24 protein-coding genes are annotated in these 26,460 nt (G+C 64.9%); 11 read left to right on the top strand and 13 right to left on the bottom strand.

The features are described from left to right. The first annotated feature begins 99 nt into the window (after positions 1-99). Positions 100-1,275: a ribonuclease D gene (gene rnd / locus VGD10_RS06395; RefSeq protein ID WP_331039971.1), complete on the top strand. Its 1,176-nt coding sequence runs from the start codon at positions 100-102 to the stop codon at positions 1,273-1,275. Further along, on the top strand, positions 1,272-1,580 hold the full coding sequence (locus tag VGD10_RS06390) for an I78 family peptidase inhibitor (RefSeq protein ID WP_331039970.1): 309 nt from the start codon (positions 1,272-1,274) through the stop codon (positions 1,578-1,580). Before rnd ends, VGD10_RS06390 begins: the two co-directional genes overlap by 4 nt. Here the strand turns inward: VGD10_RS06390 and VGD10_RS06385 are convergent. Genes VGD10_RS06385 through VGD10_RS06370 form a run of 4 tightly spaced genes read right to left on the bottom strand, consistent with a single transcriptional unit; the run spans position 1,577 to position 7,105 of the window. Next, positions 1,577-3,061: a Ppx/GppA family phosphatase gene (locus VGD10_RS06385; protein ID WP_331039969.1), complete on the bottom strand. Its 1,485-nt coding sequence runs from the start codon at positions 3,059-3,061 to the stop codon at positions 1,577-1,579. The genes VGD10_RS06390 and VGD10_RS06385 overlap by 4 nt on opposite strands. Next, positions 3,051-5,213 carry an RNA degradosome polyphosphate kinase gene (locus tag VGD10_RS06380; protein WP_331039968.1) on the bottom strand — a complete coding sequence of 721 codons (2,163 nt, stop codon included), beginning with the start codon at positions 5,211-5,213 and terminating at the stop codon, positions 3,051-3,053. Before VGD10_RS06380 ends, VGD10_RS06385 begins: the two co-directional genes overlap by 11 nt. Positions 5,214-5,217: 4 nt before the next feature. Then, entirely contained in the window at positions 5,218-5,838 is a 621-nt protein-coding gene (locus VGD10_RS06375) for an HdaA/DnaA family protein (RefSeq protein ID WP_331039967.1), read from the bottom strand. Between the two features lie 4 nt (positions 5,839-5,842). Further along, a complete protein-coding gene (locus VGD10_RS06370) occupies positions 5,843-7,105 on the bottom strand; it encodes a heavy-metal-associated domain-containing protein (protein ID WP_331039966.1) in 1,263 nt (420 codons plus the stop codon). A gap of 60 nt (positions 7,106-7,165) precedes the next feature. On the opposite strand from VGD10_RS06370, the gene purM reads away from it, so the two are divergent. Continuing rightward, on the top strand, positions 7,166-8,272 hold the full coding sequence (gene purM / locus VGD10_RS06365; RefSeq protein ID WP_331039965.1) for a phosphoribosylformylglycinamidine cyclo-ligase: 1,107 nt from the start codon (positions 7,166-7,168) through the stop codon (positions 8,270-8,272). Then, positions 8,265-8,882 carry a phosphoribosylglycinamide formyltransferase gene (gene purN / locus VGD10_RS06360; RefSeq protein WP_331039964.1) on the top strand — a complete coding sequence of 206 codons (618 nt, stop codon included), beginning with the start codon at positions 8,265-8,267 and terminating at the stop codon, positions 8,880-8,882. The genes purM and purN overlap by 8 nt, the downstream gene beginning before the upstream one ends. On the opposite strand, the gene ndk is transcribed toward purN, so the two are convergent. The 3 genes from ndk to VGD10_RS06345 all read right to left on the bottom strand — a co-directional run bounded on the left by ndk (position 8,849) and on the right by VGD10_RS06345 (position 11,269). After that, complete coding sequence (ndk, locus tag VGD10_RS06355; RefSeq protein WP_331039963.1) at positions 8,849-9,271, bottom strand: nucleoside-diphosphate kinase; 423 nt, start codon at positions 9,269-9,271, stop codon at positions 8,849-8,851. The genes purN and ndk overlap by 34 nt on opposite strands. 75 nt (positions 9,272-9,346) lie before the next feature. Then, on the bottom strand, positions 9,347-9,775 hold the full coding sequence (locus VGD10_RS06350; RefSeq protein ID WP_331039962.1) for a DNA polymerase III subunit chi: 429 nt from the start codon (positions 9,773-9,775) through the stop codon (positions 9,347-9,349). A 12-nt stretch (positions 9,776-9,787) separates the two neighbouring features. Further along, on the bottom strand, positions 9,788-11,269 hold the full coding sequence (locus VGD10_RS06345; protein ID WP_331039961.1) for a leucyl aminopeptidase: 1,482 nt from the start codon (positions 11,267-11,269) through the stop codon (positions 9,788-9,790). A gap of 226 nt (positions 11,270-11,495) precedes the next feature. Here VGD10_RS06345 and VGD10_RS06340 point away from each other — a divergent pair, with 226 nt between their 5' ends. The 4 genes from VGD10_RS06340 to rsmA all read left to right on the top strand — a co-directional run bounded on the left by VGD10_RS06340 (position 11,496) and on the right by rsmA (position 16,885). Beyond that, positions 11,496-13,661, top strand: coding sequence for an LPS-assembly protein LptD (locus tag VGD10_RS06340; RefSeq protein WP_414639506.1), 2,166 nt, complete (start codon positions 11,496-11,498; stop codon positions 13,659-13,661). 92 nt (positions 13,662-13,753) lie between these two features. Then, a complete protein-coding gene (locus tag VGD10_RS06335; protein WP_331039959.1) occupies positions 13,754-15,064 on the top strand; it encodes a peptidylprolyl isomerase in 1,311 nt (436 codons plus the stop codon). 13 nt (positions 15,065-15,077) lie between these two features. Next, a complete protein-coding gene (pdxA, locus tag VGD10_RS06330; protein WP_331039958.1) occupies positions 15,078-16,067 on the top strand; it encodes a 4-hydroxythreonine-4-phosphate dehydrogenase PdxA in 990 nt (329 codons plus the stop codon). After that, positions 16,064-16,885, top strand: coding sequence for a 16S rRNA (adenine(1518)-N(6)/adenine(1519)-N(6))-dimethyltransferase RsmA (gene rsmA, locus VGD10_RS06325; protein ID WP_331039957.1), 822 nt, complete (start codon positions 16,064-16,066; stop codon positions 16,883-16,885). The genes pdxA and rsmA overlap by 4 nt, the downstream gene beginning before the upstream one ends. On the opposite strand, the gene VGD10_RS06320 is transcribed toward rsmA, so the two are convergent. From VGD10_RS06320 to VGD10_RS06305, 4 genes are read right to left on the bottom strand one after another with little or no spacing between them, the layout of a single operon-like run. Continuing rightward, entirely contained in the window at positions 16,875-17,384 is a 510-nt protein-coding gene (locus tag VGD10_RS06320) for a tetratricopeptide repeat protein (protein ID WP_331039956.1), read from the bottom strand. The genes rsmA and VGD10_RS06320 overlap by 11 nt on opposite strands. Positions 17,385-17,415: 31 nt before the next feature. Further along, the gene (locus tag VGD10_RS06315; RefSeq protein WP_331039955.1) at positions 17,416-18,600 is read right to left on the bottom strand and encodes an RsmB/NOP family class I SAM-dependent RNA methyltransferase; all 1,185 of its coding nucleotides are present in this window, start codon (positions 18,598-18,600) and stop codon (positions 17,416-17,418) included. Between the two features lie 3 nt (positions 18,601-18,603). Continuing rightward, complete coding sequence (gene guaB, locus VGD10_RS06310; protein ID WP_331039954.1) at positions 18,604-20,061, bottom strand: IMP dehydrogenase; 1,458 nt, start codon at positions 20,059-20,061, stop codon at positions 18,604-18,606. Between the two features lie 58 nt (positions 20,062-20,119). Then, on the bottom strand, positions 20,120-20,944 hold the full coding sequence (locus tag VGD10_RS06305; protein WP_331039953.1) for a CoA ester lyase: 825 nt from the start codon (positions 20,942-20,944) through the stop codon (positions 20,120-20,122). A 77-nt stretch (positions 20,945-21,021) separates the two neighbouring features. Between VGD10_RS06305 and VGD10_RS06300 the strand changes: the two genes are divergently transcribed. From VGD10_RS06300 to VGD10_RS06290, 3 genes are read left to right on the top strand one after another with little or no spacing between them, the layout of a single operon-like run. Continuing rightward, positions 21,022-21,999, top strand: a complete 978-nt coding sequence (locus VGD10_RS06300) for an SPFH domain-containing protein (protein ID WP_331039952.1) — start codon at positions 21,022-21,024, stop codon at positions 21,997-21,999. Then, a complete protein-coding gene (locus VGD10_RS06295; protein ID WP_331039951.1) occupies positions 21,996-22,454 on the top strand; it encodes an NfeD family protein in 459 nt (152 codons plus the stop codon). The genes VGD10_RS06300 and VGD10_RS06295 overlap by 4 nt, the downstream gene beginning before the upstream one ends. 26 nt (positions 22,455-22,480) lie before the next feature. Beyond that, complete coding sequence (locus tag VGD10_RS06290; protein WP_331039950.1) at positions 22,481-24,313, top strand: DUF885 domain-containing protein; 1,833 nt, start codon at positions 22,481-22,483, stop codon at positions 24,311-24,313. Here VGD10_RS06290 and VGD10_RS06285 read toward each other — a convergent pair. Both VGD10_RS06285 and VGD10_RS06280 read right to left on the bottom strand, forming a co-directional pair. Further along, on the bottom strand, positions 24,310-24,759 hold the full coding sequence (locus VGD10_RS06285; RefSeq protein WP_331039949.1) for a hypothetical protein: 450 nt from the start codon (positions 24,757-24,759) through the stop codon (positions 24,310-24,312). The genes VGD10_RS06290 and VGD10_RS06285 overlap by 4 nt on opposite strands. An 82-nt stretch (positions 24,760-24,841) precedes the next feature. Next, positions 24,842-26,437: a phosphoenolpyruvate carboxykinase gene (locus tag VGD10_RS06280; RefSeq protein ID WP_331039948.1), complete on the bottom strand. Its 1,596-nt coding sequence runs from the start codon at positions 26,435-26,437 to the stop codon at positions 24,842-24,844. Positions 26,438-26,460: the final 23 nt, after the last annotated feature.

The raw sequence follows: 26,460 nt of genomic DNA, 5'->3' as shown, positions 1-26,460 counted from the left end.
CGCTTCCAAATCGAAATTTTTGTGGAAATGTCCGGCAGGCGCTTCAACGTGCAGACGGTCTTTGTCAAGGCGGGAGCCTCTCGCTAAGAGAGCGGCGAAATGCGCATCCATCCTCTGATCACCGACACCGACTCGCTTGCCGCTTTGTGCGAACGCCTCGCCCGCTCCGACTTCGTCGCGGTCGATACCGAATTCATGCGCGAGAATACCTATTGGCCCGATCTCTGCCTCGTGCAGATCGGGAATGAGGAGGAAGCCGCTGCCGTCGATCCGAAGGCGGAAGGCCTCGACCTGACGCCCCTCCTCGACCTCCTCGTCAACAACGAGGACGTGCTAAAGGTCTTTCATGCCGGCGGGCAGGATATAGAGATCATCTACAATCTCAGCGGCAAGACACCGCACCCGATGTTCGACACGCAGATCGCGGCGATGGCGCTGGGGCTTGGGGAGCAGGTCGGCTATTCGAACCTTGTGGAAAGCCTGATCGGCAAGAGCCTCGACAAGGGCGCGCGCTTCACCGACTGGGCGCGGCGGCCACTCGACAAGCGCCAGATCGATTATGCGATCGGCGACGTTACCTATCTCGCCGAGCTTTTCCCCCGGATGCTGAAGCGGCTGCGGAAGACGGGCCGCGGCGCCTGGCTCGACCAGGAGATGGAGCGGATCGCCGATCCCTCCAATTACGCCAATGATCCCGATGTCGCCTGGAAGCGCGTGCGGATGCCGAGCCGCAAGGCGGACGTGCTCGGGCGGCTGAAGGCGCTTGCCGCCTGGCGTGAGAATGAGGCTCGGAACAAGAATTTGCCGCGCGGCCGCATCATGAAGGACGAGACGCTGGCCGATATCGCCGCGCATCCCCCGAGGGATCAGGATGCGCTGGCGCGGGTGCGGGGGCTGTCGCCGGGCTGGAAGACCAACGACATCGGCGCGCGGATGATGGAGGCGCTGAAGAATGCAACCGATCTTCCCGCCGACGAAATGCCGCCGCGCGAGGACCGGAAGCCCGGCCTTGGCAAGGAAGGGGCGCTGGTGGCGGACCTTCTGAAGCTTCTGCTCAAGATCCGGGCGCGGGAGAGCAATGTCGCGGCGCGGCTCGTAGCCCGGTCGGAGGAATTAGAGCTTCTTGCGGCGGGCAAGCGTGAGGGGCTGGCAATCCTGGAGGGGTGGCGGTTCGAAGAGTTCGGGCGGGATGCGCTCGACCTCGTGGAAGGGCGCCTTGCCTTCGCGATCAAGAACGGCAAGCTTTCGATGACACGAACGGAGGCTGAGGCATGATGACGCGTTTTCTCGCTGCTGGAGCATTGCTGATAACCGCAGCCTGCGCGACCATTCCGCCTGCGATGCCGGTCGGCGACATTCCTGTTCATGGCGGCGGCGGAAGCTGCGAGGCGGCACCTGCGCAGGGGCTGGTCGGGCGTCAGGCGACGAGCGAAACGGGCGCGGAAGTGCTGCGGCTAACGGGCGCGACGACGCTCCGCTGGCTTCAACCAGACCAGATCGTCACGATGGAGTTTCGCGAAGGCCGGGTGAATGTGCAGCTCGATGCTGGCAACCGGGTGCGCGGTATTACCTGCGGCTAGACCGCGACCGCTTCAAACGGACAACCGAGCGCGTTCGCCAGGGTCTTGAGGCGGCGCTCGACGGATTCGCCGAATAGCGCCTCGTCGCCTTTCTTCAGCTCTAGCCGCAGCATATCGCCTTTCCTGTAGAGGCGGCTTCGCTCCAAGCTGGCCGCCACGCCGCCGCTGAACCTTTGGCCGAGCCGCATGGCCAATCCCCAGAGCGATGCGCGGTGGAGCCGCTCCTTGCTGCAAAGCCGCGCCACGTCGAGGTTCGAGAAATCCTCGTCGCTGCCGCCGAAATTGCAGTAAAGCGCCTGCGCCATCATCACGCGGCCGGGGCCATCGATCCCCACCCAGTTGCCGTGGAGGGCCATATCGAGGCCGCGTTCGGCGCGGAAATCAGGGTGGGCGCGCCACGCAACGTCGGCGAGAAGGCAGGCGGCGAGCCGGAGCCGGGCAGTCGCCGGCGCATCGTCGGCAAAAAGCGGTGAGATCCAGCGGTCGAGCAGCTCACCATGCTCGGCGAAGCGGCCAAGGCCTCTCCCCGCCTCCCGCGCCGCCGCGAGCAGCGGATCGACCGCGCGGGTGCGGCGGTCGAGATCGTCGTAGAGCAGTCCCTCGCGGATGCCGAAGCTGGAGACGATAAGTTCGCTCGGGCGAAGCTCGTCGACGAGCGCACGCAGCAGCATGTTGGCATAGGGCAACTGGGGCACGCGGGAGAGGGAGAGGGAGTGGACGCTTTCGACATCTTCCTTGCTGATGCCGGCGATGGTTTTGCTGAGTTCGGCAGGCCGCTCCGGTGCCATATGATATTCGTGCGTGATCGGCAGAGGATAGCCGGTCAGCATCATGTCGAGCCGGGCGAGCGTCCGCCACGAGCCGCCGACCATGTAGAAAGGCCGTCCCTTGCCCCGCTTCCGGAAGCCGAAGCCGGCGATCGCCTTGTTGAGCGTCTTGGCGAGTTCGCCGTCGCCCTTTTCGCAGAGAGCCTGCAGGCGTAGCACGCCGAAGGGCAGCGATATGCTGCTGATGATTTCGCCGTCTTCGACGTCCACCAACTCGAGGCTGCCGCCGCCGAGATCGCCGATGATGCCGTCGGCCCTTGGGATCGCGGAAAGGACCCCGAAGCCGGCCATCCGGCCCTCTTCCTCGCCCGACAGTATTTCTGGCTTGAAGCCGAGCGCGCGTACCTTGTCTAGGAAAGCGGCGCCGTTGCTGGCGTCGCGGACGGCGGCGGTGGCAACGACGCGGGTGCGGCCGGCGCCCATCTCCCGCACCAGGATGCGGAAGCGGCGCATGGCGGCAAGCGCTCTTTCCTGCGAGCCTTCCGACAGCTGCCCGGTCTTTGCTAGCCCTTTGCCGAGGCCGGCCATCACCTTTTCGTTGAAGATGATCGACGGGATGCGCGGCGCGCCGGCGTAAACCACCAAGCGCACCGAGTTCGACCCGATGTCGATGATCGCGACGGGCTTCCGGTCCACCTGGAGATCAGTCCTCACGCCGCCGAAGCCTGAGCTTCGGCACGGCATCGCTGTTCCGGAGCGCCGCGCCGCGCCCCGAAAGCGATGGGTTGGTCATAAAGTAGCGGTGGAGGTTGAACGGCTTTCCGTCCACCTCGACCCGCTCGTAGCTGCCATCGGGAATCAACCGCCAGCTCTGTTCATTGTCGATGAGGTTCGCGACCATCACCTGATCCAGGATCTGGGCATGCACGGTCGGGTTCTCGATCGGCATCATATATTCGACACGCCGGTCGAAGTTGCGCGGCATCCAGTCGGCCGAGCTGATGTAGACCCGCGCCTCCCGGTTCGGCAGGTCGTCCCCGTTTCCGAAGCACCAGATGCGGCTATGCTCCAGGAAGCGGCCGACGATCGATTTGACCCTGATGTTTTCGGAAAGGCCCGGCACCCCGGGCCGGAGGCAGCAGATGCCGCGAACGATCAGCTCGATATCGACGCCCGCCTCGCTCGCCTCATAAAGTTTGTCGATGATGCGAGGGTCGACGAGAGAATTCATCTTCGCCCAAATGGCGCCCGGCTTGCCCGCACGGGCATTGGCGATCTCGCCGTCGATCAGTTCGGTTAGTCCTTCGCGGAGGCCGTGCGGCGACATGGTGAGAAGCTCGAGATCGCGCGGCTCCACATAGCCGGTGATGTAGTTGAAGAGCTGGGCGGCATCCCTCCCCGCCCGCGGATCGGCGGTGAAGAAGCTGAGGTCGGTATAGATGCGCGCGGTGATCGGATGGTAGTTGCCGGTGCCGAAGTGGCAGTAGGTCCGGTAGCCCTTCTCCTCCCTGCGAACGACCATCGACACCTTGGCGTGGGTCTTCCATTCGATGAAGCCGTAGACGACCTGAACGCCAGCGCGCTCGAGCGCATTGGCCCAGAGGAGGTTCTGCTCCTCGTCGAAGCGCGCCTTCAGTTCGACTACAGCGGTCACCGACTTGCCGGCTTCGGCCGCGTCGATAAGGGCACGGATGATCGCCGACTGCTTGCCGGCGCGGTAGAGCGTCTGTTTAATCGCGACTACGTCCGGGTCCGCCGCTGCCTGCTTCAGGAATGCGATCACCACCTCGAAATTCTCATAGGGGTGGTGGATGACGATGTCTTTGCTGCGGATCGCGGCGAAGCAGTCGCCGCCATGCTCCAGCACCCGCTCCGGGAAGCGCGGCGTGTAAGGCGGAAATTTGAGGTCGGGCCTGTCCTCTTCGACGAGCGCCTCGAGGTCACTGATGCCGAGGAAGCCGGTTGCTTCCGACACCAAGGCCTCGCTTGCATCGAGACCCTCGCGGACTAGCTCCGCCAGATCCTCAGGGATGCCGGCCTCGAGCTTCAGGCGGATGACACGGCCGCGACGGCGGCGCTTGATCGCGCTCCGGAAGAAGCGGACGAGATCTTCGGCTTCTTCCTCGACCTCGATGTCGCTGTCGCGGATGATCCGGAAGGCGCCTTCGCCGAGTACTTCGTAGCCGGGGAAAAGTTTGCCGATCTGGCGTCGGATCAAAGTTTCGATCGGCACATAGCGACAACTGTCGCCCGGCAGGCGGATGAAGCGCGGCAGGGTCGCCGGAACCATCAGCAATTCGCGGATCGGTTCCTCATCCTTCGGTCGCTTCAGGTCGAAGATCAGGGAGAAGCCGCGGTTCGGAATGAACGGAAACGGATGGGCGGGGTCGATCGCCTGCGGCGTCAGCACCGGGAAAATCTGCTCGGCGAAGTGGCGGTCGAGCCATTCGCCGGCTTCGCGATCAATGTCGCCGTCGGCGAGGACGATGACGCCGGTCTCTGAGAGAAGGCGCTTCAGATGCTCCCAGACGCGCTGCTGGGCACCGGTCAGGCGGTCAGTCTCCGCGGCCACGGCGGCAAGCTGCTGCGCGGGGTTCAGCCCATCAACCGAACATTCCTCGACATTGGCGAGCTGCTGGCCTTTCAGGCCCGCCACCCGCACCATGAAGAATTCGTCGAGATTGTTGCCCGAAATGGAGAGGAAGCGCAGCCGCTCCAGCAGCGGATGATTGGGATTCTCCGCCTCCTCCAGAACCCGCTGATTGAACGCCAGCCAGGAGAGTTCGCGGTTGAAATAGCGGCTCCGCGCTTCCGTGGAGACGGGTTCGTCGCGTTCATTGAGGTTGGCTGCGGCGGGTCGGGTCATGGCTTCAGGCGCGGTTTCTCGCTCTCTTGATCAGGCTGGCCTCCGTCAACGCATTGCGCGCCATCGGCACGGTCATGCGCCGATGGTGCGACAGCAAGGCCCTGTCGAGGACGTCGACCGTCTGCTGAACGGCAACATAGCTGCGTTCGATCCGCGGAAGAATGAATTCGGCGACTTCCGGCGGCGCGGCAATCCCGCGGTCGCCGAGCAGCTTCACGATAAGGTTGCCGAGCAGCGCATCGTCCGGCTCCCCGATCTGCATGTGCGGCGTTGCGGCGAGCCGGGAGCGAAGGTCCGGAAGAGACACCTCCCATTGTGGCGGCGGCGCATTGGCGACGATGAGCAGCGGCCGCCTCTTTTCCTGCGCCTCGTTCCAGGCGTGAAAGAGCGCTTCTTCCTCATGGCTTTCGGCATCGTCGAACAGCCGCCCGCCCGTCTTCCGCACGAAGATGCGGCCGAGTAGGCTCCGACCGGATTTACGCGGACCAGTCAGCAGGGTCGCGGCGAGCGGCCAGACCGACCAACGCTTCAGATGCTCGAAAGCCAGGCGGTTCGCGTCCGAAATCAGGAAATCCTCATCCCCCTCCGCGACCGGCCAGTTGAGCGGAAGGGCGATCTGATCCACGCCCTTACCTCGAAATGACCAGGACGTTGCCGCCGACGATCTGCGCATTCCACCCCTGCCCACGAAGCGCAGCGGCAAGTGCATTCACGTCGCCGCCATAGGTGACGCGCATCAGCGATGTTCCGCCGACAGCCGGGCTGGTGGTGAGCGCGGATGTGACGCCCGAAACGCGGCTGACCGCAAGCTCGGCTTGACCGATCGATTCGGCGGTCGGCGTCGCGACCTGAATATTGAAGCTTTGTGCGCCGCCTGCCTGGATCGGCGCAGTCGGCGCAGTGCTCGGCTCCCGCACCGTCGCCGACGGGTCGGCATTCTGCTCGGGCGCGTTCCGCTGCTCGATCAGCTCGGCGAGGCGGGCGAGGATGGCCGGCTCCTGCACCACCAGCGATCGGTCGGATGCGAGGAAGCCCGCCGCCTGCGCCCGCTGATAGGCGATGTCCATACGCCTGACACCCTCGCTCAGCATCGCCGGGATGCTGGCGCTGTTCCCGGCGCGAAGCGAGAAGCGGGCGATGATCTGCCGGTCGGGACCGTGCCAGGCGGTGAAGGTGCCGATGGCGGGACCGCCCGGATAGGACCGTTTCAGCCGCACTTCCGGTACGATCACGTCCGACGCGCCGTAGAAATCGAGGATCATCCGCCACCATCCGCGGCCCGGGCGGCGCGTCTGCGCGGCGTTCAGGAGCAGGGGATCGACGCCATTGCCGACCGGGCGGATATAATCGATCGCGCTGTTGCCGGTGCGGAAGCGCGCCCAGGCCGCCTGCCAGGCATTGCGGGATTCGAAGCTCTGGAAGGAGGAGCCGGTCAGCATTACCGGGATCACCAGCATCGGCTGCGACCGGCTGACGGGACCTGTCGCGACGCCGAGCGCCTGGGCACTCCGCGAGCGGTCGAACAGCAGGCCGAGCCGAGCGATATAGCGGCGGGGACCGATCTGCTCCTGCTCGATCACGATGCTGGAAACCATCTGGTTCAGGACCGAATCGGCAAGCTTGGGTGCTTGGGCCTGCGGCCTCTTGTTCATGCCGGCCCAGAGCGCGGCCCAGCCTTTCTGCTGCGCCTGGCGCCACCCGGCGAGCCGCGCAGCCTCAGCATCGGGCCCGACGACGTCCACCTCGATACCGTTCACCTCATAGGTGGTTTCGCTCTCGACCGGCGGAATGCCGCGGTCGGCACCTTCGAGCTGCGCGTAGAGCGCGCCGCCTCCCAAAACGAGAGCCAGGCCGAGCGAAATGAGGGGGAGAGGACGTCGAAGAAGCTTCACAGGCCGCCTTTTGGCGAGTTGAACGTGGAAATCCAAGCGCGATCTGGTTACGCGGCCAATATGACAGACAGCGAAAAGCCGGACGAATCCTACACCTATGCCAAAGCGGGCGTTTCGATCGCCGCCGGCAATGCGCTGGTGAAGGCGATTGGACCACTAGCCAAGGCCACCGCGCGGCCTGGAGCGGACGCGTCTTTGGGCGGGTTTGGCGGCTTTTTCGACCTTAAGGCGGCCGGTTACAAAGACCCGCTGCTGGTGGCGGCGAATGACGGCGTGGGCACGAAGCTGAAGCTCGCCATCGACAGCGGCCGACATGGCGGCGTCGGCATCGACCTTGTGGCCATGTGCGTCAACGACCTGATCGTGCAGGGCGCCGAGCCGCTCTTCTTCCTCGACTATTTCGCGACCGGGAAGCTGGAGAACGGCGTTGCCGAGCAGGTCATCGCCGGCATCGCCGAAGGCTGCAAGCTTGCGGGCTGCGCGCTGATCGGCGGCGAGACGGCGGAAATGCCCGGCATGTATGCCGAGGGCGATTACGACCTTGCTGGTTTCTGCGTCGGCGCGGTCGAGCGCGGCGAGGCGCTGACGGACGACAAGGTGCAGGCCGGCGACGTGATCCTCGGCCTTGCCTCCTCAGGCGTCCATTCCAATGGCTTCTCGCTGGTGCGGCGTCTTGCGGCGGACAAGGGCTGGAAGCTCGACCGCCCGGCCTTGTTCGATCAGGACCGGATCCTGATCGAGACGCTGCTGGAGCCGACACGCATTTATGTGAAGTCGCTGCTCCCGATCGTCCGCAGCGGGCGCATCCATGCCCTGGCGCATATCACCGGCGGCGGTCTCCTCGAGAACATCCCACGGGTGCTTCCGGAGGGACTTCATGCCCATATCGACGCCGATGCCTGGCCGCAGCCGCGGCTGATGGCCTTCCTTCAGGCGCAGGGGAATATCGAGCCCGAGGAAATGGCGCGCACCTTCAATTGCGGCATCGGCATGGCCTTGGTCGTTTCGCAGGATGATCTGAACGACCTCCAGCAAGAGCTTGAGCAGGCTGGGGAAACGGTCTTCCAGATCGGCCGTATCAAACCGGGCGAGAAGGGCTGCACCGTGTCCGGCAGCGGCGGAACCTGGGGCGGGCGCGGAGACTGGACCGCGACGCATAATGGCTGAGAAGGTCCGGGTCGGCGTCCTCATTTCGGGACGCGGCAGCAATTTCGTGGCGCTGGAAGAATGGAACCGCCGCGGCGACCGGGCCTATGAGATCGCCCTCGTCGCGTCGAACGATCCGGACGCGCGCGGGCTGATGGCGGCGAAGATCTTCGGCCTCCGGATTTGGGCGAAGAGCCACAAGGGCATGGAGCGCGCCGCGTTCGACATGCTGATGGATGCGGAGCTCCGCCGCCATAACGTCCAGGTGCTCGCGCTCGCCGGCTATATGCGGCTGCTGTCGCCGGAATTCATCCGGGCTTGGGAAGGCCGCATCCTTAACATCCACCCTTCGCTGCTGCCTGCCTACAAGGGCCTCGACACGCATCGGCGTGCGATCGAGGCCGGCGAGAGCTTCGCCGGCTGCTCAGTGCATGTTGTGACGGAGGAATTGGACGACGGACCGGTGCTCGCCCAGGCGAAGCTGCGTATTCGTCCCAATGAAACGCCGGAAATACTGGCGCAGCGCGTGCTCAAGGAAGAGCACCGCATCTATCCCGAAGCGCTCGACACCTTCTGCCGAACGCTTCGGGGAGAGGCTCAGCCGACGATTTCGTCCGACTTGAAGAAGTAGTCGATCTCGATCTTCGCGTTCTCGAGGCTATCCGAGCCGTGGACGCTGTTCGCTTCGATCGATTCAGCGTGCACCTTGCGGATCGTGCCTTCGTCGGCGTTGGCCGGATTGGTGGCGCCCATGACTTCGCGGTTCTTTGCCACGGCATTCTCGCCTTCCAGCACCTGCACGACGACCGGGCCGGAGATCATGAATTCGACGAGGTCGTTGAAGAAGGGGCGCTCGCGGTGAACGGCGTAGAAGCCTTCCGCCTGCTCACGGCTCATGTGGATGCGCTTCGAGGCGACCACACGGAGGCCCGCATCCTCCAGCATCTTGGTGACGGCGCCGGTCAGGTTGCGGCGGGTCGCGTCCGGTTTGATGATTGAGAAAGTGCGCTCGGTCGCCATGGCCGATGAAGCTCCATTGATTGACGTGAAAGAATTGGCGCGCTCTCTAGGAGGAGACGTTGAAAAGGGCAAGGCTCAGGGCCCCTGCACCCATTTGCCGCGCTCATCCTGCTTCCAGTAACGGGGTTCGACGCCCTCCCGCCCCTTCAGCGCTCGCCAGGCAGAGCGGGCTTCGTCCAGAAGGACGCTGTCGAAGAAGTAGAAGGTGCGGTTGAAGGTCAGTGCCTCCTCACGCCACTGGCCGTCGGCAAGGGCAACGTTGGTGGCGCCGTTGCCTGCTTCGGGCGCGGTTGAGAGCAGCACTGGCTGCGCTTCGGCATTGCTCCGTCCGTGCGGCAGGAAGGCGTCGGGGGCGTAGTTCCAGAGCTGCGCGTCGAGCTGGTCGAGCAGCCGCTCCTCTGCCACGATCAGCAGCCTTTCGCCGCTCGCGAGCACCTTCTCGCAGATCTGCGGAAGGACACGTTCGAGCGGCGATGAAGCCAGATGGTAGAAGTCGACGAGCATCAGCCCGCCGCCTCAGCCCTCATGGTTGGCGGCGATGAACCGATCAAGGAGTGCCACGCCGAAGCCGGTTGCGCCCTTGTCCCAGAGATTGCCCGGCTTTTCCGCCCAGACGGTGCCGGCGATGTCGAGGTGAGCCCACTTCGTGCCTTCCTCGATGAAGCGGCCGAGGAAGCAGGCAGCGGTGATCGATCCGCCCTCGCGTCCAGCACTGTTCCGCATGTCGGCGATCTGCGAGTCCATGATCTTGTTATAGCCCTCGCCCATCGGCAGGCGCCAAAGCTTGTCGCCGGTCTTCATGCCCGCATCGGCAAGCTGCACGGCGAGATTGTCGTCGTTCGTGAACATGCCGGCGAACTCATAGCCGAGCGAGATGATCATCGCGCCGGTCAGGGTCGCAAGGTCGATCACCACTTCGGGCTTATAGGTGCGCTGCACGTAAGTCAGCGCGTCGGCGAGCACCAGACGGCCCTCGGCGTCGGTGTTGATGACCTCGATCGTCTGGCCGGACATGCTCTTGACGATGTCGCCCGGGCGCTGCGCCTTGCCGTCGGGCATATTCTCGACGAGGCCGCAGATGCCGACCACGTTCGCCTTCGCCTTGCGGGTGGCGAGCGCCTTCATCGCGCCTGCGACCGCACCGGCGCCGCCCATGTCCCACTTCATCGCCTCCATGCCCTGCGCTGGCTTGATAGAAATGCCGCCGGTGTCGAAGGTAACGCCCTTGCCGACGAAGGCGACGGGGCGCTTGTTCGCGTCCCCTGCCCCGTTCCAGCGCATGACAAGGAGGCGCGGCGGCTGCGCGGAGCCGAGCGAGACGCCGAGCAGCGAGAACATGCCGAGGTCGGCCATCTGCTTTTCGTCCAGCACCTCGATCTCGACGCCGAGCGGCTCGAGGGCAGCGCGGGCGCGTTCGACGAAGCTCGCCGGGTAGATGACGTTAGCGGGTTCTGTGACGAGTTCGCGGGTGAAAGAGATGCCCTCCAGCAAGGCGGCTCTGTTGGCCCACGCGCCGTCAGCACCCTCGTCGCCACCGACGACCACGATCTCCTGAAGCGTCGGCTTCGCCTTCTCACCGAGCTTCGTCCGGTAGATGTCATAGCGCCAGCCCCGCGCCGCCGCGCCAAAGGCGAAGCGCGCCGCCGCGTTGCCGTCGAAATTGAGGCCGCTCAAGTCGATCACCAGCTTCGTTTCGCCCGAGCAGAGGAGCTTCGCCGTTAACGCTCCGCCTACTTTCTCGAACAGGGCATCGTCGTCGCGGGTCCCGCCCAGACCGGCAATCAGCAGGCGGCGGGCGCGGTCGCCCTCGTTGATGAAGCTTTCCGCGATGCTTGCTGCTTCCCGCTCGAAACGTTGGGCATCCGCCGCACGTACCGCAAGCTCACGTGCGGCCTGATCGAAGCCGCTCAGCCGGTCGGCGATCTGGTCCTCGCTCCAGACGGGAATGGCGAGTGCGTAGCTGCCTTCGGGACGCGTGGCGGCGAAACTGACTTTCATGGATCCGGAAACTCCTTGGACTGGACCAGCGGTGTCGGCGGCCCTGATAGGCAAGACTGTTGCGGCTGGCAAAGGCAGAAACAGGCGCCTCTGCCATTGCGGGGAACGGTTTCCGGTGCGATAGGCTCCTTTGTTCGCGGGCGCCAACCGGCTGGGCTTAAAGTTAGCGGAACCAGTGACGAAGATAGACCTCATCTGCCGGACCGCGCTGCCGCTGCTGCTCTGCATGCCCTATATGGCCGCGGCGCAAACCTCGCCCCCGCCCGCCGCGGCGGAAGAGCGCGAAGTCGCCTTTACCGCCGATCAGCTGACTTATGACGACAATGGCGACATCGTAGTTGCATCGGGCGAAGTGCGGATGCGGAGCGAGGGCAACAGCATCCGCGCCGACCGCGTGACCTGGAACCGCCGCACCGGCGAAGTCCGCGCCGAAGGCAATGTGAAGATCGTCAATCCGGCAGGCGATGCCGCCTATGGCGACAATATCGTCCTTACGGACACGCTCCGCGACGGCATGGTGCAGAACCTGCTGCTCGTGCTGGAGGATGGCGGGCGGATCGCCGCCCAGAGCGCGGAGCGGCGAAACGGCTATACCGTCGTTCATCGCGGCGCCTACACGCCCTGCTCGGTGCTAAGCGAAGAAGGCTGCCCGAAGGACCCCACCTGGTCGATCAATGCGGTCCGCGTGGTACACGACCCAGTCCGCAACCGGATCAGCTACGAAGGCGCGCGCCTAAACCTGTTCGGAACGCCGATCATCGCGCTTCCCGGCCTGTCGCATCCGGACGGGAGCGGCGGCGGCGGAAGCGGCCTCCTGGTGCCGGAAGTGCGGATCAGCCGCAGCAACGGCGTCGAGTTCAGCCTTCCTTACTACATGAAGCTCGCGCCCAATCGCGACCTGACGCTGGCGCCGCACGTCTACACCGAAGTGCTGCCGATGCTCGAAGGGCGCTACCGGGAGCTGACGCGCCTCGGCGCCTACCAGGTCGGCGCCTTTGTCACGCACGGATCGAGGATCAAGATCGACCCGCTCTCGTCCACGACCCCAGACGAGGAGGATGAGGGCATCCGCGCCTATCTGGAGGGGAATGGCAAGTTCCAGCTCGACCCCTATTGGAGCATCACCGCGGCAGGCCGTTACGTCACCGATCGTACCTTCCTTCGCCGCTACGACATTTCGCGGGATGACCGGCTGCGTTCGGTGGTGAATGCCGAGCGGATCACCGATGACAGCTATATCTCCATCGCCGGCTGGGCGTTTCAGGGGCTTCGCACGACCGACATCGCCGGCCAGCAGCCCTTCGCCCTTCCCGCCATCGACGCGCGGTGGCGGATCGACGACGCTTTCTGGAACGGCCGACTGGAATTGCAGGCGAACAGCCTCGCCATTCTCCGTACCGAGGGGCAGGACACCCAGCGCGCCTTTGCCGGCGCGCGCTGGGACCGCCGCAGCCTTACCCCCTGGGGGCAGGAATTGCTGCTCACCGCTTATGCGCGCGGCGACATCTATCATACGGACGAGACGGAGCTGACGCTGACGCCCAGCTATCGCGGCGACGAAGGCTGGCATGGTCGCGCGATCGGCGCGCTTGCTGCCGAGATGCGCTGGCCGTTCATCGGCTCTTTGTTGGGGGGCACCCAGCGCCTGACGCCGCGCATCCAGATCGTCGCCTCGCCGCCGACTGAAAATCTCGACATTCCGAACGAGGACGCCCGCTCGGTCGACCTTGAAGATTCTAACCTCTTCGCCCTCAACCGCTTTCCCGGCTACGATCGGTGGGAGGACGGGGCCCGCGTCACTTATGGCGCCGACTGGGCGCTCGATATTCCGCGGATCGCCATCCGCACCACCTTCGGCCAGAGCTACCGGCTCAGCCGCAAGCCGAGCATTCTGCCCGAAGGCACCGGCCTTTCCGATCGTTTCTCCGATTTCGTCGGTCGCACCACGGTAAAGTTCGGTCGCCGCCTCAGCCTCGTTCACCGTTTCCGGCTCGACAAGGACAATCTCGCCTTTCGCCGGAACGAACTCGACGCGGCGCTCGGCGGTCGCCAGACCTATGCGACGATCGGCTATCTCCGCCTCAACCGAGACATTGACCCGAGCATCGAGGATCTTCGCGATCGCGAAGAGCTGCGGCTAGGCGGCCGGGTGCGCTTCGCCGGCTACTGGTCCGTCTTCGGTTCGACGATCGTCGACCTGTCGAACAAGGACGAAGACCCCTTCTCGCTCGCTGACGGCTATGAGCCCGTCCGGCACCGGCTCGGCGTCGCTTATGAGGACGAGTGCATCGAACTTGGCGTCACCTGGCGACGGGATTACGACACGACGGGCGACTTCCGCCGCGGCAACACCTTCCTGTTCAGGGTGGCGCTGAAGAACTTGGGCCGCTAAGGTCGCGTTCAGCAAGTTTTCCGCATAGGTAGCGGCCTCAATTTACTGGAGGAATGATGAAGCTCGGTAGTTTTCGGAGCCCGGCGGTCATATTGGCGACTTCGCTCGTGGCGGCTGCGGCGGTGGCGCAGGGTGCGCAGAGCCCCACTTCGCCCCCAGGGCTCAACATCCCGGCCAACCCGCAATTCCTCGGCAATGTCGATCCGACGGTCCGCAAGGCGACTGCGATCGTCAACGGCCATGTGATCACCGGCACCGATCTCGATCATCGCCTTGCGATGGTGCTCTATTCCGTGCGCCAGAACGGCAACCAGATCACCGACGAAGAGGCGCAGCGGCTTCGGCAGCAGGTGCTGACCAATCTCGTTGACGAGACGCTCCAGATCCAGGAGGCGGAAGCCAAGGAAATCAAGGTCGAGCCGCGCGAGATCGATCAGGCCTATGCCCAATATGCACAGGGCTTCGGCCGCACCGCCGAGCAATTTTCGGAATTCCTGAAGACGATCGGCGCTTCGGACCGCACGGTGAAGCGCCAGATCCAGGCCGAATATGCCTGGGTCCGTCTGCAGCGCCGCCAGATCCAGCCGTTCGTCAACGTCTCGCAGGAAGAAGTGCAGTCGGTGATCGACCGCCTCAACGCGTCCAAGGGCGAGCGCAAGTACAAGATCGGCGAGATCTTCCTTGCCGCGACCGCCGAGAATGACGCGCAGGTCCGCGCCAATGCCGAGCGGATCGTTCAGCAGGTGCGGCAAGGCGCGCCCTTCGTCGCTTATGCCCGCCAGTTTTCGGAAGCCTCGACCGCGGCGGTTGGCGGCGACCTCGGCTGGGTGAGCGCCGACCAGCTGCCCGACCCGCTTCCGCAGGCGGCTCAGACGCTGCCCGTGGGTCAGGTCAGCAACCCGATCCCGGTGGCCGGCGGCTATTCGATCCTGCTCGTCCAGGACACGCGTCAGGAATTGATGCCGGACGAGCGCGACGCGGTGCTAAGCCTCAAGCAGCTTTCGCTCCGCTTCCCCGCCGGCACTACGCAGGCGCAAGCGACGCCCCAGGTCGAGCGCCTGATCCGCACGGCCCAGACGATGGGCGGCTGCGGCAACGCTGAGCAGGCGGCGCAGACGATCGGCGCGGAAGTCACCTCCAACGATCAGGTTCCGGTACGCGAGCTTCCGGGTCCGCTGCAGGAGATGCTGCTAAAGCTCAACATCGGCCAGTCCACCAGCCCTTTCGGTTCGGTTTCCGACCGCGTCAGCGTCCTGGTCGTCTGCGGCCGGGAGTCGGCTTCCGAGCCGCAGCTTCCCTCGGCCGAGCAGGTCTATGCGCAGCTTGAAGAGCAAAGGGTCGCCATGCGGGCGCGCCGTTATCTTCGCGACCTCCGCCGCGACGCGGTCGTCGATTACCGCTGAGGATAGACGCGGCTTGACCAAGGCGCTTGCGGTCGCGGTCGGGGATCCCGCCGGCATCGGTCCGGAAGTCATTGCAAAAAGCTGGGAAAGGCGGGAGGCGGAAGGTTTTTCGCCTTTCTTCGCAGTTGGCAGCACCGACGCGATCGAAGCGGTCTGGAAGGGCCCGGTCCGGACCATCGACGATCCGTCGCAGGCGCCCGCGGTCTTCCGCGAAGCCCTCCCTGTCATCCGAGTCGACGGAAGCGCGGTCGTTCCCGGCCAGCCCGACCTAGAAGGCGCGCGGAGCAGCCTCGACGCACTGGAGCTTGCCGTTGGCCTCACCCGCTCCGGCGCCGCGTCTGCGCTCGTCACCGGCCCGGTTTCCAAGGCGCAGCTCTATGCTGTCGGCTTTACCCATGCGGGGCAGACCGAATTCGTAGCCGAACGATGCGGTATCGCGGCCGAGACCGCGGCAATGATGCTGGTCGGGCCGACGCTGCGCACCGTGCCGGTGACTGTGCACCTTCCGCTTCGGGAAGTCCCGGAAGCGCTCACCGTCGAGCTGATCGTCGCCAAGGGCCGTGCCGCGGCCCGTGGGCTGCAACGTCAGTTCGGGATCGCCGAGCCCCGCATTGCCGTCGCCGGCCTCAATCCGCATGCGGGCGAGGATGGCGCCATGGGCCGTGACGAAATTGACATCGTCATTCCGGCCATCGAGCGGCTCCGCGAGGAGGGCATCGACGTGACCGGCCCACATCCCGCGGACACACTATTCCAGGAGCGGATGCGCGAACGCTACGATGCGGCGCTCTGCATGTATCACGATCAGGCTTTGATCCCGCTAAAGACGCTGCACTTCGACGCTGGCGTCAACATGACCTTGGGCCTCCCCATCGTCCGGACGGCGCCGGACCACGGCACCGCTTTCGAGATTGCTGGCAAGAACATGGCGCATCCGGGCGCTATGACGGCCGCTCTTCGGATTGCGGCGGAGGCGGCGGAGCGGATCGCGCAAGCGGCGTGAAGGATCTGCCGCCGCTCCGTGATGTGATTGCCCGACATGGCCTCAGCGCATCGAAAGCGCTCGGTCAGAATTTCCTTCTCGACGAACAGTTGCTCGATCGCATCGCTCGCATTCCGGGAGCGCTAGAGGGCGAGCGCGCTTACGAAGTGGGCCCCGGACCGGGCGGGCTCACCCGCGCGCTGCTTAGGGCGGGTGCCAATGTCACCGCTGTTGAGCGAGATCGGCGCTGCCTTCCCGCTTTGGGCGAACTGAACCAAGCTTCCGATGGCCGCCTCAAGATCATTGAAGGCGACGCTCTCGCCATCGACGAGCGCGCCGAGGCAGGAGAAGGTGCGCATATCGTCGCCAACCTCCCCTACAATGTCGGCACCCTCCTGCTCGTCCGCTGGCTCGGCGGCGAGCAATGGCCGCCCTTCTGGAAGTCGCTGACTTTGATGTTCCAGCAGGAAGTCGCCGAGCGGATCGTCGCCAAGCCCGGTAGCTCCGCTTACGGGCGCTTGTCGGTGCTGGCGCAGTGGCGGAGCGAGGCGAAGCTTGCGCTGAAGGTACACCGCTCCGCCTTCGTTCCGCCGCCAAAGGTGATGTCGGCGGTGGTGCACATCGTTCCGAAAGAGGCGCCAGAAGGCGTTTCGGCGGAAGTGATCGAGAAGGTAACTGCTGCCGCCTTTGGCCAGCGGCGGAAGATGCTCCGCAGTAGCCTCAAGAGCCTGCCGGGCGCGCTTCAGGCGCTGGAAGAGCTCGGCATTAACCCGGAACGTCGAGCCGAGACTCTCAGCGTTGACGAATTCGTCGCTATCGCGCGGCTGCTTAGTTGTTGACCCTCGGCGCGCCAATTTCGGGGCGCTGAGCCGTCAGCACTTCCGCGGGCGGACCCTTCGCGATCACCGCGGCAAGCGTCGTCGCCTGCGCGCATTCGGTCTTGCAGGCCGTCCGCACCCGCTCAAGATTCTTCTTTGCGCGCTCGATCGCGCCGCGCTGAACCAGAGCCTCACCCTGCCCTGCAAGCGCGTTGACGTCGTTCGGCTCGATCTTCAGTGCCTCGGCGTAAAGACCAATCGCTTTGCCGGGAAGCTTCTGCGCCTGGGCGACCCGCGCCAGGCCGATATAGGCGCCGCGGTTGCGCGGATCGAGAACGAGCGCGCTTTCCAGCGTGTCGATGGCCGCGTCGAGCTGGCCGGAGGCGGTCAGCGCCTCCCCCTGCTTCGTCAGTTCGATGGAGCGGGGATCGATCTGGTCGTCCGGCCTCTGCCCATGGCCTGCGCTCGCCATCGTCGCCAGCGCGAGAGCAACCGAAAGTGCAATGGGCGTAAGGCGCATTAAAGTCTCCATCATCCTGTCGAGCGGCAGCCTAGCATGACGCCTTCCATCGCGCGACGAAAAACCCGTCCGTTCCGTCGTGGGCCGGGGTCAGAAGACGGCCGGACCCCGACGCTCGTCCGCCCGAAATATCGAGAGCTTCCGAAACCAAGGCTGAACGGCGGCGGCCAAACACTTCGGCCTGACCGAACCCTTCCTCGGCCAGAAGCGAGCAAACGGCATAGACCAAAGTGCCGCCTGGCTTCATCAGTTCCGCAGCGACGTCGAGCAGATGCGCCTGCAGGTTCACGAGCCGCGACAGTCGTTCGGGCGTAAGCCGCCAGCGCGTTTCCGGATTGCGCCGCCAGGTGCCGGTGCCGGAGCAAGGTGCATCCACCAGCACGACGTCCGCCTTTCCCCTGATATCCGCCAGCGCCTCCAACTCACGCATCGGGTTTAGCAGCCTCTGCTCGACGATGGTGACGCCCGCGCGCTCGAGCCGCGGCTGCATCCGCGACAGGCGGCTGCGATCGGCATCGGAAGCGACGATCCGCCCCTCGTTCGCCATCTCAGCCGCCAGCGCGAGCGTCTTGCCTCCCGCCCCCGCGCAAAGATCCACCACCAACATGCCGCGCTTCGCTGCGGCGGCCTGCGAGAGAAGCTGGCTTCCCTCATCCTGCACCTCGACGGCACCCGAATGCCAGAGCGGATGATCCTCTGCAGCGAAGCCTTCCGGCAGTCGTAGCCCGAGCGGCGACAAGGGCGTCGGCACCGACTCGGGTAGCTCTGCCCGAACCTCATCCACGAAAGCCTTCAGGCGATTTACCCGCAGATCGAGCGGCGCACGCTCTAGCAGCGCCGGAAACTCTGCTTCGTCGACCAAAGGATCGAAGCGGTCCCGAAGCCACGCCGGGACTACGGACGCGTCGGCAATTGCCTCCCCAGCTTCGAACGGCGCGGGTCCATGCGGTGCGCCGTCGAATAGGGCGATCAGCGCCTCATCCTCCTGCGCGAGCCCAAGCATCGCCGCTCTACCCAACGCCGGCCGCTCACCCGACCTGCGAATGGCTCGATAAACGAGTTCCCGCACCGCCCGGCGGTCCTTCGAGCCGGCATAGCGCCGGGTCTTGAAATAGCGGGCTATCAGGGTGTCGGCGGCTGCTCCGCCTGAGCGCGCCGCTTCGATGATCTCGTCCAGAAGCTCGATCGCCGCCTGTACGCGGGCAGCGGGCGTCACGGCCTAGCGGGTCGGATAGTTGGGCGCTTCGCGGGTGATCGTCACGTCGTGGACGTGGCTCTCGCGAAGGCCGGCGCCAGTGATGCGGACAAAATGGGCCTTTTCCTGAAGCTCGCGGATCGTTGCCGCGCCGGTGTAGCCCATCGCCGCTTTGACACCGCCGACGAGCTGGTGAACCACCTCTTTCGCGGGCCCCTTATAGGGCACCTGGCCTTCAATGCCTTCCGGGACGAGCTTCAGCTGGTCCTTGATGTCCTGCTGGAAATAGCGATCGGCTGATCCCCGTGCCATCGCGCCGACCGAGCCCATGCCGCGATAGCTTTTGTAGCTCCGGCCCTGGTAGAGGAAGGTCTCGCCCGGCGCTTCCTCCGTGCCCGCGAGCAGCGAACCGATCATCACCGTCGAAGCGCCCGCGGCCAATGCCTTGGCGACGTCGCCGCTGGTGCGAAGCCCGCCATCGGCGATGATCGGCGTGTCGGTCTTCGCTGCTTCGTTAGCCGCGTCTATGATGGCGGTGAGCTGCGGCACGCCGACACCTGCGACGACGCGAGTCGTGCAGATGGAGCCTGGACCGATGCCGACCTTCACCGCGTCCGCGCCCGCGCCGATTAGCGCCTTTGTGGCTTCGGCCGTCGCGACATTACCGGCCACGATCTGTACCCGGTTCGATTGCTTCCGGATCCGCTCGACGGCTGCGGCTACGTCGATATTGTGACCGTGCGCTGTGTCGATCACGATCAGGTCGCATTCGGCGTCGATCAGCGCCTCGCTCCGCTCAAACCCCTTGTCGCCGACCGTGGTCGCAGCGGCGACGCGAAGGCGCCCGGAGCCGTCCTTCGTGGCATTGGGATAGGTGACCGCCTTCTCGATATCCTTGACGGTGATGAGGCCGACGCAGCGTTGGCTCTCATCCACGACGAGCAATTTCTCGATCCGGCGCTGGTGAAGCAGCCGCTTCGCTTCCTCCTGCTGAACGCCTGGGCTGACGGTGACGAGATTATCCTTCGTCATCAGCTCCGACACCGGCTGGCGCGGGTTTTCCGCAAAGCGCACATCCCGGTTTGTAAGGATGCCGACGAGCTTCCCCTTGCTGTCCGTTACCGGAATTCCGGAGATGCGGTGGCGGCTCATCAACTCGAGCGCATCGGCGAGCGTCTGGTCGGCCGTCATGGTGATAGGATTGACCACCATGCCACTTTCATAGCGCTTCACCTGGCGGACGGCCGCTGCCTGCTCCTCAACGCTCAAATTGCGGTGAAGGACGCCGAGGCCGCCGAGCTGGGCCATGACGATCGCCATGTCGGCTTCGGTCACCGTGTCCATCGCCGAAGAGAGGACCGGGATGTTGAGCCCGATCTCCTTAGTAACGCGGGTGCGGGTGTCGGCCTGGCTTGGAAGCACGCTCGATTCCGCAGGCCTGAGCAGCACGTCATCGAAAGTGAGTCCCAGGCTGATTTCCATGTCGCGTCGTTCCTGTCGGGATTCGGTGCCGCTACATAGGTGCCGAATGCGACGGAGGCTAGGCCTCGGGTGTCTGGGTGTATCCCGCCTTCGCCAGCGCCGCCTTCGCCTGGGCGACGTGCAGGTCCTCGATCATGTAGCCCTCGAACCTTTCGGCGCCGCCGCTTGCCGCGGCAACTAGCCTCTCGGCGCGGGCAATCTCTTCCTGAGTGGGCGAAAAGATGCGGTTCACCGTCTCGATCTGGCCCGGATGGATGACGGACTTTCCGTCGAAGCCGAACGCCCTTCCCTCCTCACACTGGCTGGCAAGTCCGTCGCTGTCTTCAAGGTTATTCCAGACGCCGTCGAAGGCTGGGCCGCCGAAGGCTCGGGCGGCAAGCACGATCATCTGCAGCGAAAGGCTGAGCCCCGCTCGCGATGCGCCGGCGGGAATGCCGAGGTCCGCCGACAGGTCGTTGGTGCCCGCGATCAGGCCTGCCGTCGCCGGCGCGATCTCCGCTGCCGCGAGCACGCCCGCCGGCGTCTCGATCATCGCAAGCACCGGCTTGCCGGTGAGGTTCACGACGTCCTTAACCTGCTTGTAGGTTTCTGTCTTCGGAAGGACGACGAGATCGGCCTTGCTGTCGCGGATCGCCACTGCGTCGCGGCCGAACGCCTCTGTCCCCGGCGCGTTCATCCGGATGGCGGTCAGCATCGGAAAGCCGTCCGCCACCGCTTCGACCGCTGCGCCTCTGGCTTGATCCTTCTCCTCCGCCTTCACGGCATCTTCACAATCGAGGATCACCATGTCGGCGTGAAGCGCTCGCGCCTTCACGATCGCGCGCGGATTGGATGCGGGGAGGAAAAGCAGCGAGCGGCAGCGGCGAAGGTCGGACGGGTTCATGCGTCCGATTCTGCTTGGAAGCTTGTCCGTTTGTCTACATCATATCGGAAAGACGCGCCTGGGGAGGGGCAAACGTTATGGAAATTACCGGAATTACCTTCGTTATCGTGCTGGTGGTCATCTACCTGATCGCCGGCATCAAGATCGTGCGGCAGGGTTACCAATATACGATCGAGCATTTCGGCCGCTTCACCGCGGTCGCGCGGCCGGGCTTCAACTTCTACCTGCCCTTCTTCTACCGGGTCGGTCGCAAGATAAACATGATGGAGCAGGTGCTCGATATTCCAGGGCAGGAGATCATCACCAAGGACAATGCCATGGTCCAGGTGGACGGCGTCGTGTTCTTCCAGGTGCTGGACGCCGCCAAGGCCGCCTATGAGGTGTCGGACCTCTACGTCGCCATCATGCAGCTCACGACCACGAACCTGCGCACGGTGATGGGCTCGATGGACCTCGACGAGACATTGTCCAAGCGCGACGAGATCAATGCGCGGCTTCTATCGGTCGTAGATCAGGCCACCGAAGCCTGGGGCGTCAAAATCACCCGTGTGGAGATCAAAGACATCCGCCCGCCCGCCGATATCGTAAACGCGATGGGCCGCCAGATGAAGGCTGAGCGCGAAAAGCGCGCCGTGATCCTCGAGGCCGAGGGCAGCCGCGCCTCCAACATTCTGCGGGCTGAAGGCGAGAAGCAGGGCCAGATCCTCGAGGCCGAAGGCCGTCGCGAAGCCGCGTTTCGCGACGCGGAAGCCCGCGAGCGCGCCGCCGAAGCCGAAGCCAAGGCGACGCAGGTCGTCTCCGACGCCATCGCGGGCGGCAACACGCAGGCGATCAATTACTTCATCGCCCAGAAATATGTGGAGGCGGTGAGCCAATTCGCGACCTCGCCCAACGCCAAGACCATCCTGTTCCCGGTCGAGGCGACGCAGCTGATCGGCACATTGGGCGGCATCGGCGAGCTCGCGCGCGACGCGATCGGCAAGACCGCGCAGGCTTCCGCTCCACCCCCCGCTCCCCGCCCACGTAAGGGTCCGTTCGAGGGGGCCGAACAGTGAACCTCGAAGGGCTGGAGCTTCACTGGGTCTGGCTGATCGCCGCCGCGGTCCTTGCCAGCGCGGAGATCGTCGCGCCGGGCGTGTTCCTGATCTTCCTCGCCGGCGCCGCGGCGCTTACGGCAATCGCCGCCGCGCTCGGCGTGCCGCTCGCCTTTCAGCTCGGCCTGTTTCCGCTGTTCGCCCTCGGCTCGGTCTGGTTCGGCAAGCGCCATTATCATCGCAACCCTGTGCCGAGCAGCGATCCCCTGCTCAACGACCGCCTTGCCCGCCATGTCGGCCAGACCGTGGTGGTCGTAGAGGCCATCGAAGGCGGGTCTGGCCGCGTAAAGCTCGGCGACAGCGTCTGGAACGCCCGCGGCCCCGACGCCGCCCCCGGCACCCGCATGCGTATCACCGGCGCCGAAGGCACTTGCCTCCGCGTCGAGCCCGCATCAAACCCACAAGTCCCCGACTGACGATCAGCGATTCCGCCGGAGCCTTTATGACCGAGTTCGACCGCCGCCACTTCCTCGGAGTCGCTGCGGCCCTTCCACTAGTCGGCTGTGCGCGAACTACTGCTCCGGTAGCTGCGCTTGCCGCGTACCCCGCGAGCGAAGGCGAGGCCACCGCCCTGCTCGAATCTATCGCGGCGAGCCTGCTCCGCCTCAGCCCAGAGACCGCAACGAGCCTCGGTATCGACAAGGATGAGCATGCGGCGCTTCGGTCGCAGCTCAGCGATCGCTCTCCCGGGGGGCAGCGGCGCCTCGCCGACACGATCAGAGCCGATCTGGCGCGCGCGAACGCCATAGACACCTCGTCCCTTTCGCACGCGACGCGCACCAGCGTCGAAGTGGTACGCAGCGCCTATACGACCGCGCTTGAGGGCTTTGCCCTTCCCTATGGCGACGTTGCCGTCGGCGGCTGGCGTAACACGCCCTACGTGGTGATTCAAAATGTCGGCGCCTATCTCGACGTGCCGCGTTTCCTCGATGCCGAGCATCAGATCGAGAATGCGGCCGACGCGGAAGCCTATCTGGCGCGGCTTCAATCCTATCCGCGCCAACTCGACGGCGAATTTGAGCGAATCCGCGAGGCACGCTCCCGCGGTCTCGTTCCGCCCGACTTTGCGCTCGACAAGGCGATCACCCAGCTTGAGGCCTCCCTTGAAGGCGCTCGAAGGGGCGGCGGGCTGGTGGACTCCCTCGAACGCCGCACCCGGGAGAAGGGCATCGCCGGCGACTGGAGCGGTCGCGCCCGAGCCATCGTGACCGGCGAAGTTGTTCCCGCCCTCGAACGCCAGCTTGCCGAACTGAGGCTCCAGCGTGGCGCCGCGCGGAGCGAGCCGGGCATCTGGGCGCGGCCGAACGGCGACCAATATTATCGCTGGGCGGTGAAGGCGGCCACGACGACAAGCATGAGCCCCGACGAGATCCACCAGCTTGGCATCGACACGCTGCGCACGCTTCACGCGCGCATGGATACGATCCTCAGGGGCATCGGCTATAAGGATGGCCCGGTCGGCGCGCGCATGCAGGCTCTCCAGAAGGACCCGCGCTATCGGTTTGCCGACGACGACAAAGGCCGCGCCGACGTGATGGCCTTCATCCAGGAGCGCCTCGCCCTCATCCGCGCGAAAATGCCTGCGGCGTTCAACGCCTTGGTTCCCGGCAATGTCGAGGTCCGGCGCCTTCCGCCCGAGGAAGAGCCCGGCGCACCCGGCGCCTACGGCGGCGCGGGGTCGATCGACGGCACCATCCCCGGCAAGTTCTGGATCAACCTGAAGCCCGGCTTCGAGCACACACGCTACGACCTGCCGAGCCTAACCCATCACGAGGCCATTCCAGGCCACGTCTGGCAGGGCGAATATGCCAACAAGCTGCCGCTCATTCGCACTCTCCTCTCCTTCAATGCCTATTCGGAGGGCTGGGCACTCTATGCAGAGCAGCTGGCCGACGAGCTTGGCGCCTATGACGATTTCGAGGTGGGGCGGCTCGGCTACCTCAACTCGATTGCGTTCCGGGCGGCGCGGCTGGTAGTCGACACCGGGCTTCACGCCAAGCGCTGGAGCCGCGAACAGGCGCGGCAATATTTTCTCGAGGCGGTGGGCGACCCTAATGCCAGCGAGGTCGACCGGTACGCGACCTGGCCGGGACAGGCGCTCGGCTACGAGGTCGGGCACCTGGAGATCAACCGCCAGCGCGACCGCGCCCGCGCTGCGCTCGGCCCCCGCTACGACTTCAAGGCTTTCAACGACACCGTCGTTCTCGGCGGCAACGTCCCGCTCGACGTGCTAGCCAAGAATGTGGACGACTATATCGCGCGGGCAAAGGCTTAAGGGAGCGGAGCGATATCGGGTGGAATGTAGCCGACCCGCGCTTCGACCGAGAAGAGACGCTCGCTGCTGTAAAAACCGAGCGGCCAGTCGCGGTGTCCTTCCGGTGCCTTGAGAAGCGCGTTCACCTTCTCGGCCAGCGACAGAGCCGGGTTCGTGCGGGCGAGGAAGGCGCGGACGCCCTTGACGTACGTTTGCGTGATCGTCTCGTGATAGCCTTCCGTATCGCTGTTGGTGCCGCCGACGCTTTCGTTGAAGCGGCGGATGATATTCGGCAGGTCACGTTCGGCTACGATGTCGGCACGTTCCACGATGATGTAGAGGCAGGCGGCGAGGTGCGCCTCATGCGTCCATTCTGGCCGCGTCAGGCGGCAGTGGATCAGCCCCTCCCCTATGTGCCGCACCGCTGCGTCGTCCGCGAACAGGCGCGGTTCGTATTCTTCCTCCATTCCGTTTCTCCCCAAAGAAAAAGGGAGCGCCTCGGCCCTTGCCGAAGCGCTCCCTTGAAAGCTGAAGTTCTAGATTAGATCGTCAGGCGGCGCTCGGTGCAGCTTCCCTCACCCCTTGGTCGACATGCTCCTCGAACTTGGCGAAATTGTCGATGAAGAGCTTCACCAGCTTCGCCGCGGTCGCGTCATAGTCTTCCTTGTCCGCCCAGGTTTCGCGCGGATTCAAGATCGCGCTGTCGACGCCGGGGACGCTCACCGGAACCTCGAAGCCGAAATTCTCGTCGGTGCGAAATTCGACATTCTTCAGGCTGCCGTCGAGCGCGGCGTTGAGGAGGGCGCGGGTCGCCTTGATCGGCATGCGGCTGCCGGTGCCGTATTTGCCGCCGGTCCAGCCGGTGTTGACCAGCCAGCAATCGACATTGCCCTTCGCGATCCGATCCTTGAGAAGGTTGCCGTAGACGCTGGGGTGACGCGGCATGAAGGGCGCGCCGAAGCAGGTCGAGAAGGTAGCTTCAGGCTCGGTGACCCCGATCTCGGTCCCCGCGACCTTGGCGGTGTAGCCGCTGAGGAAGTGGTACATGGCCTGGTCAGGCGTCAGCTTCGCGATCGGAGGCAGGACGCCGAACGCGTCGGCGGTGAGCATCACGATGTTGCGCGGCACCGGGCCCATATTGGCTTCGGACGCATTGGGGATGAAGTCGATCGGATAGGCGCCGCGGGTATTCTCCGCCTTCGAATTGTCGTCGAGATCGAGTTCGCGCGTAACGGGGTCGATCACGACATTCTCAAGCACCGTGCCGAAGCGCTTCGTCGTCGCGTAGATTTCCGGCTCCGCTTCCGCAGAGAGACGGATCATCTTGGCGTAGCAGCCGCCCTCGAAGTTGAAGACGGCCGTGTCGGACCAGCCATGCTCGTCGTCGCCGATGAGTGTGCGGCTGGCGTCGGCGCTGAGCGTCGTCTTGCCGGTGCCTGAAAGGCCGAAGAAGACGGCCGTGTCGCCGTTCGGGCCTATATTCGCCGAGCAGTGCATCGGCATCACGCCCTTGGCGGGGAGCAGGTAATTGAGGATGCCGAACACCGACTTCTTCATCTCGCCGGCATATTTGGTGCCGCCGATCAGGATCATCTTCTGGCTCAGATTGACGGCAATCACGGTCTCGCCGCGGCAGCCGTGGCGCGCAGGATCCGCGCGGAAGCTCGGCAGGTCGATGATCGTGAATTCAGGTTCGAAGCCGGCGAGGTCGCCCGCCTCAGGCCGCACAAGCAGTGTGCGGATGAAGAGGTTGTGCCAGGCAAGTTCGTTGATGACGCGGACCCGGACGCGGTGCTCCGGCTGCGAACCGCCGTAAAGGTCGGCGACGAAGAGCGTGTCCTTCTTGGCGAGCTCGGCGAGGAAGTCGGCCTTCAGCGCCTCGAAATGGTCGGTGGTCATCGAGCGGTTGTTGTCCCACCAGATGGTGTCCTCAGTCTCCGAATCGCGGACGGTAAACTTGTCCTGCGCGGAGCGGCCGGTGTGCTTGCCCGTTTCGACGACCAGCGGGCCGTCCTTGGCAAGGATGCCCTCGCCGCGCGCCACCGCCTGCTCGACAAGCGCCGGCGTCTGCAGATTCCAGTGCAGTTCGGCGGGGGTTTCGATCCCCTGATTGGCAAGTCCGTAAGCAGGCACGCGGTTGGCCACCGATACTCTCCCTGTTGAAATGG

The organism is Allosphingosinicella sp., from assembly GCF_036402135.1.
Lineage (GTDB): Bacteria > Pseudomonadota > Alphaproteobacteria > Sphingomonadales > Sphingomonadaceae > Allosphingosinicella.
This window is presented reverse-complemented; position numbering and strand designations above follow the sequence as displayed.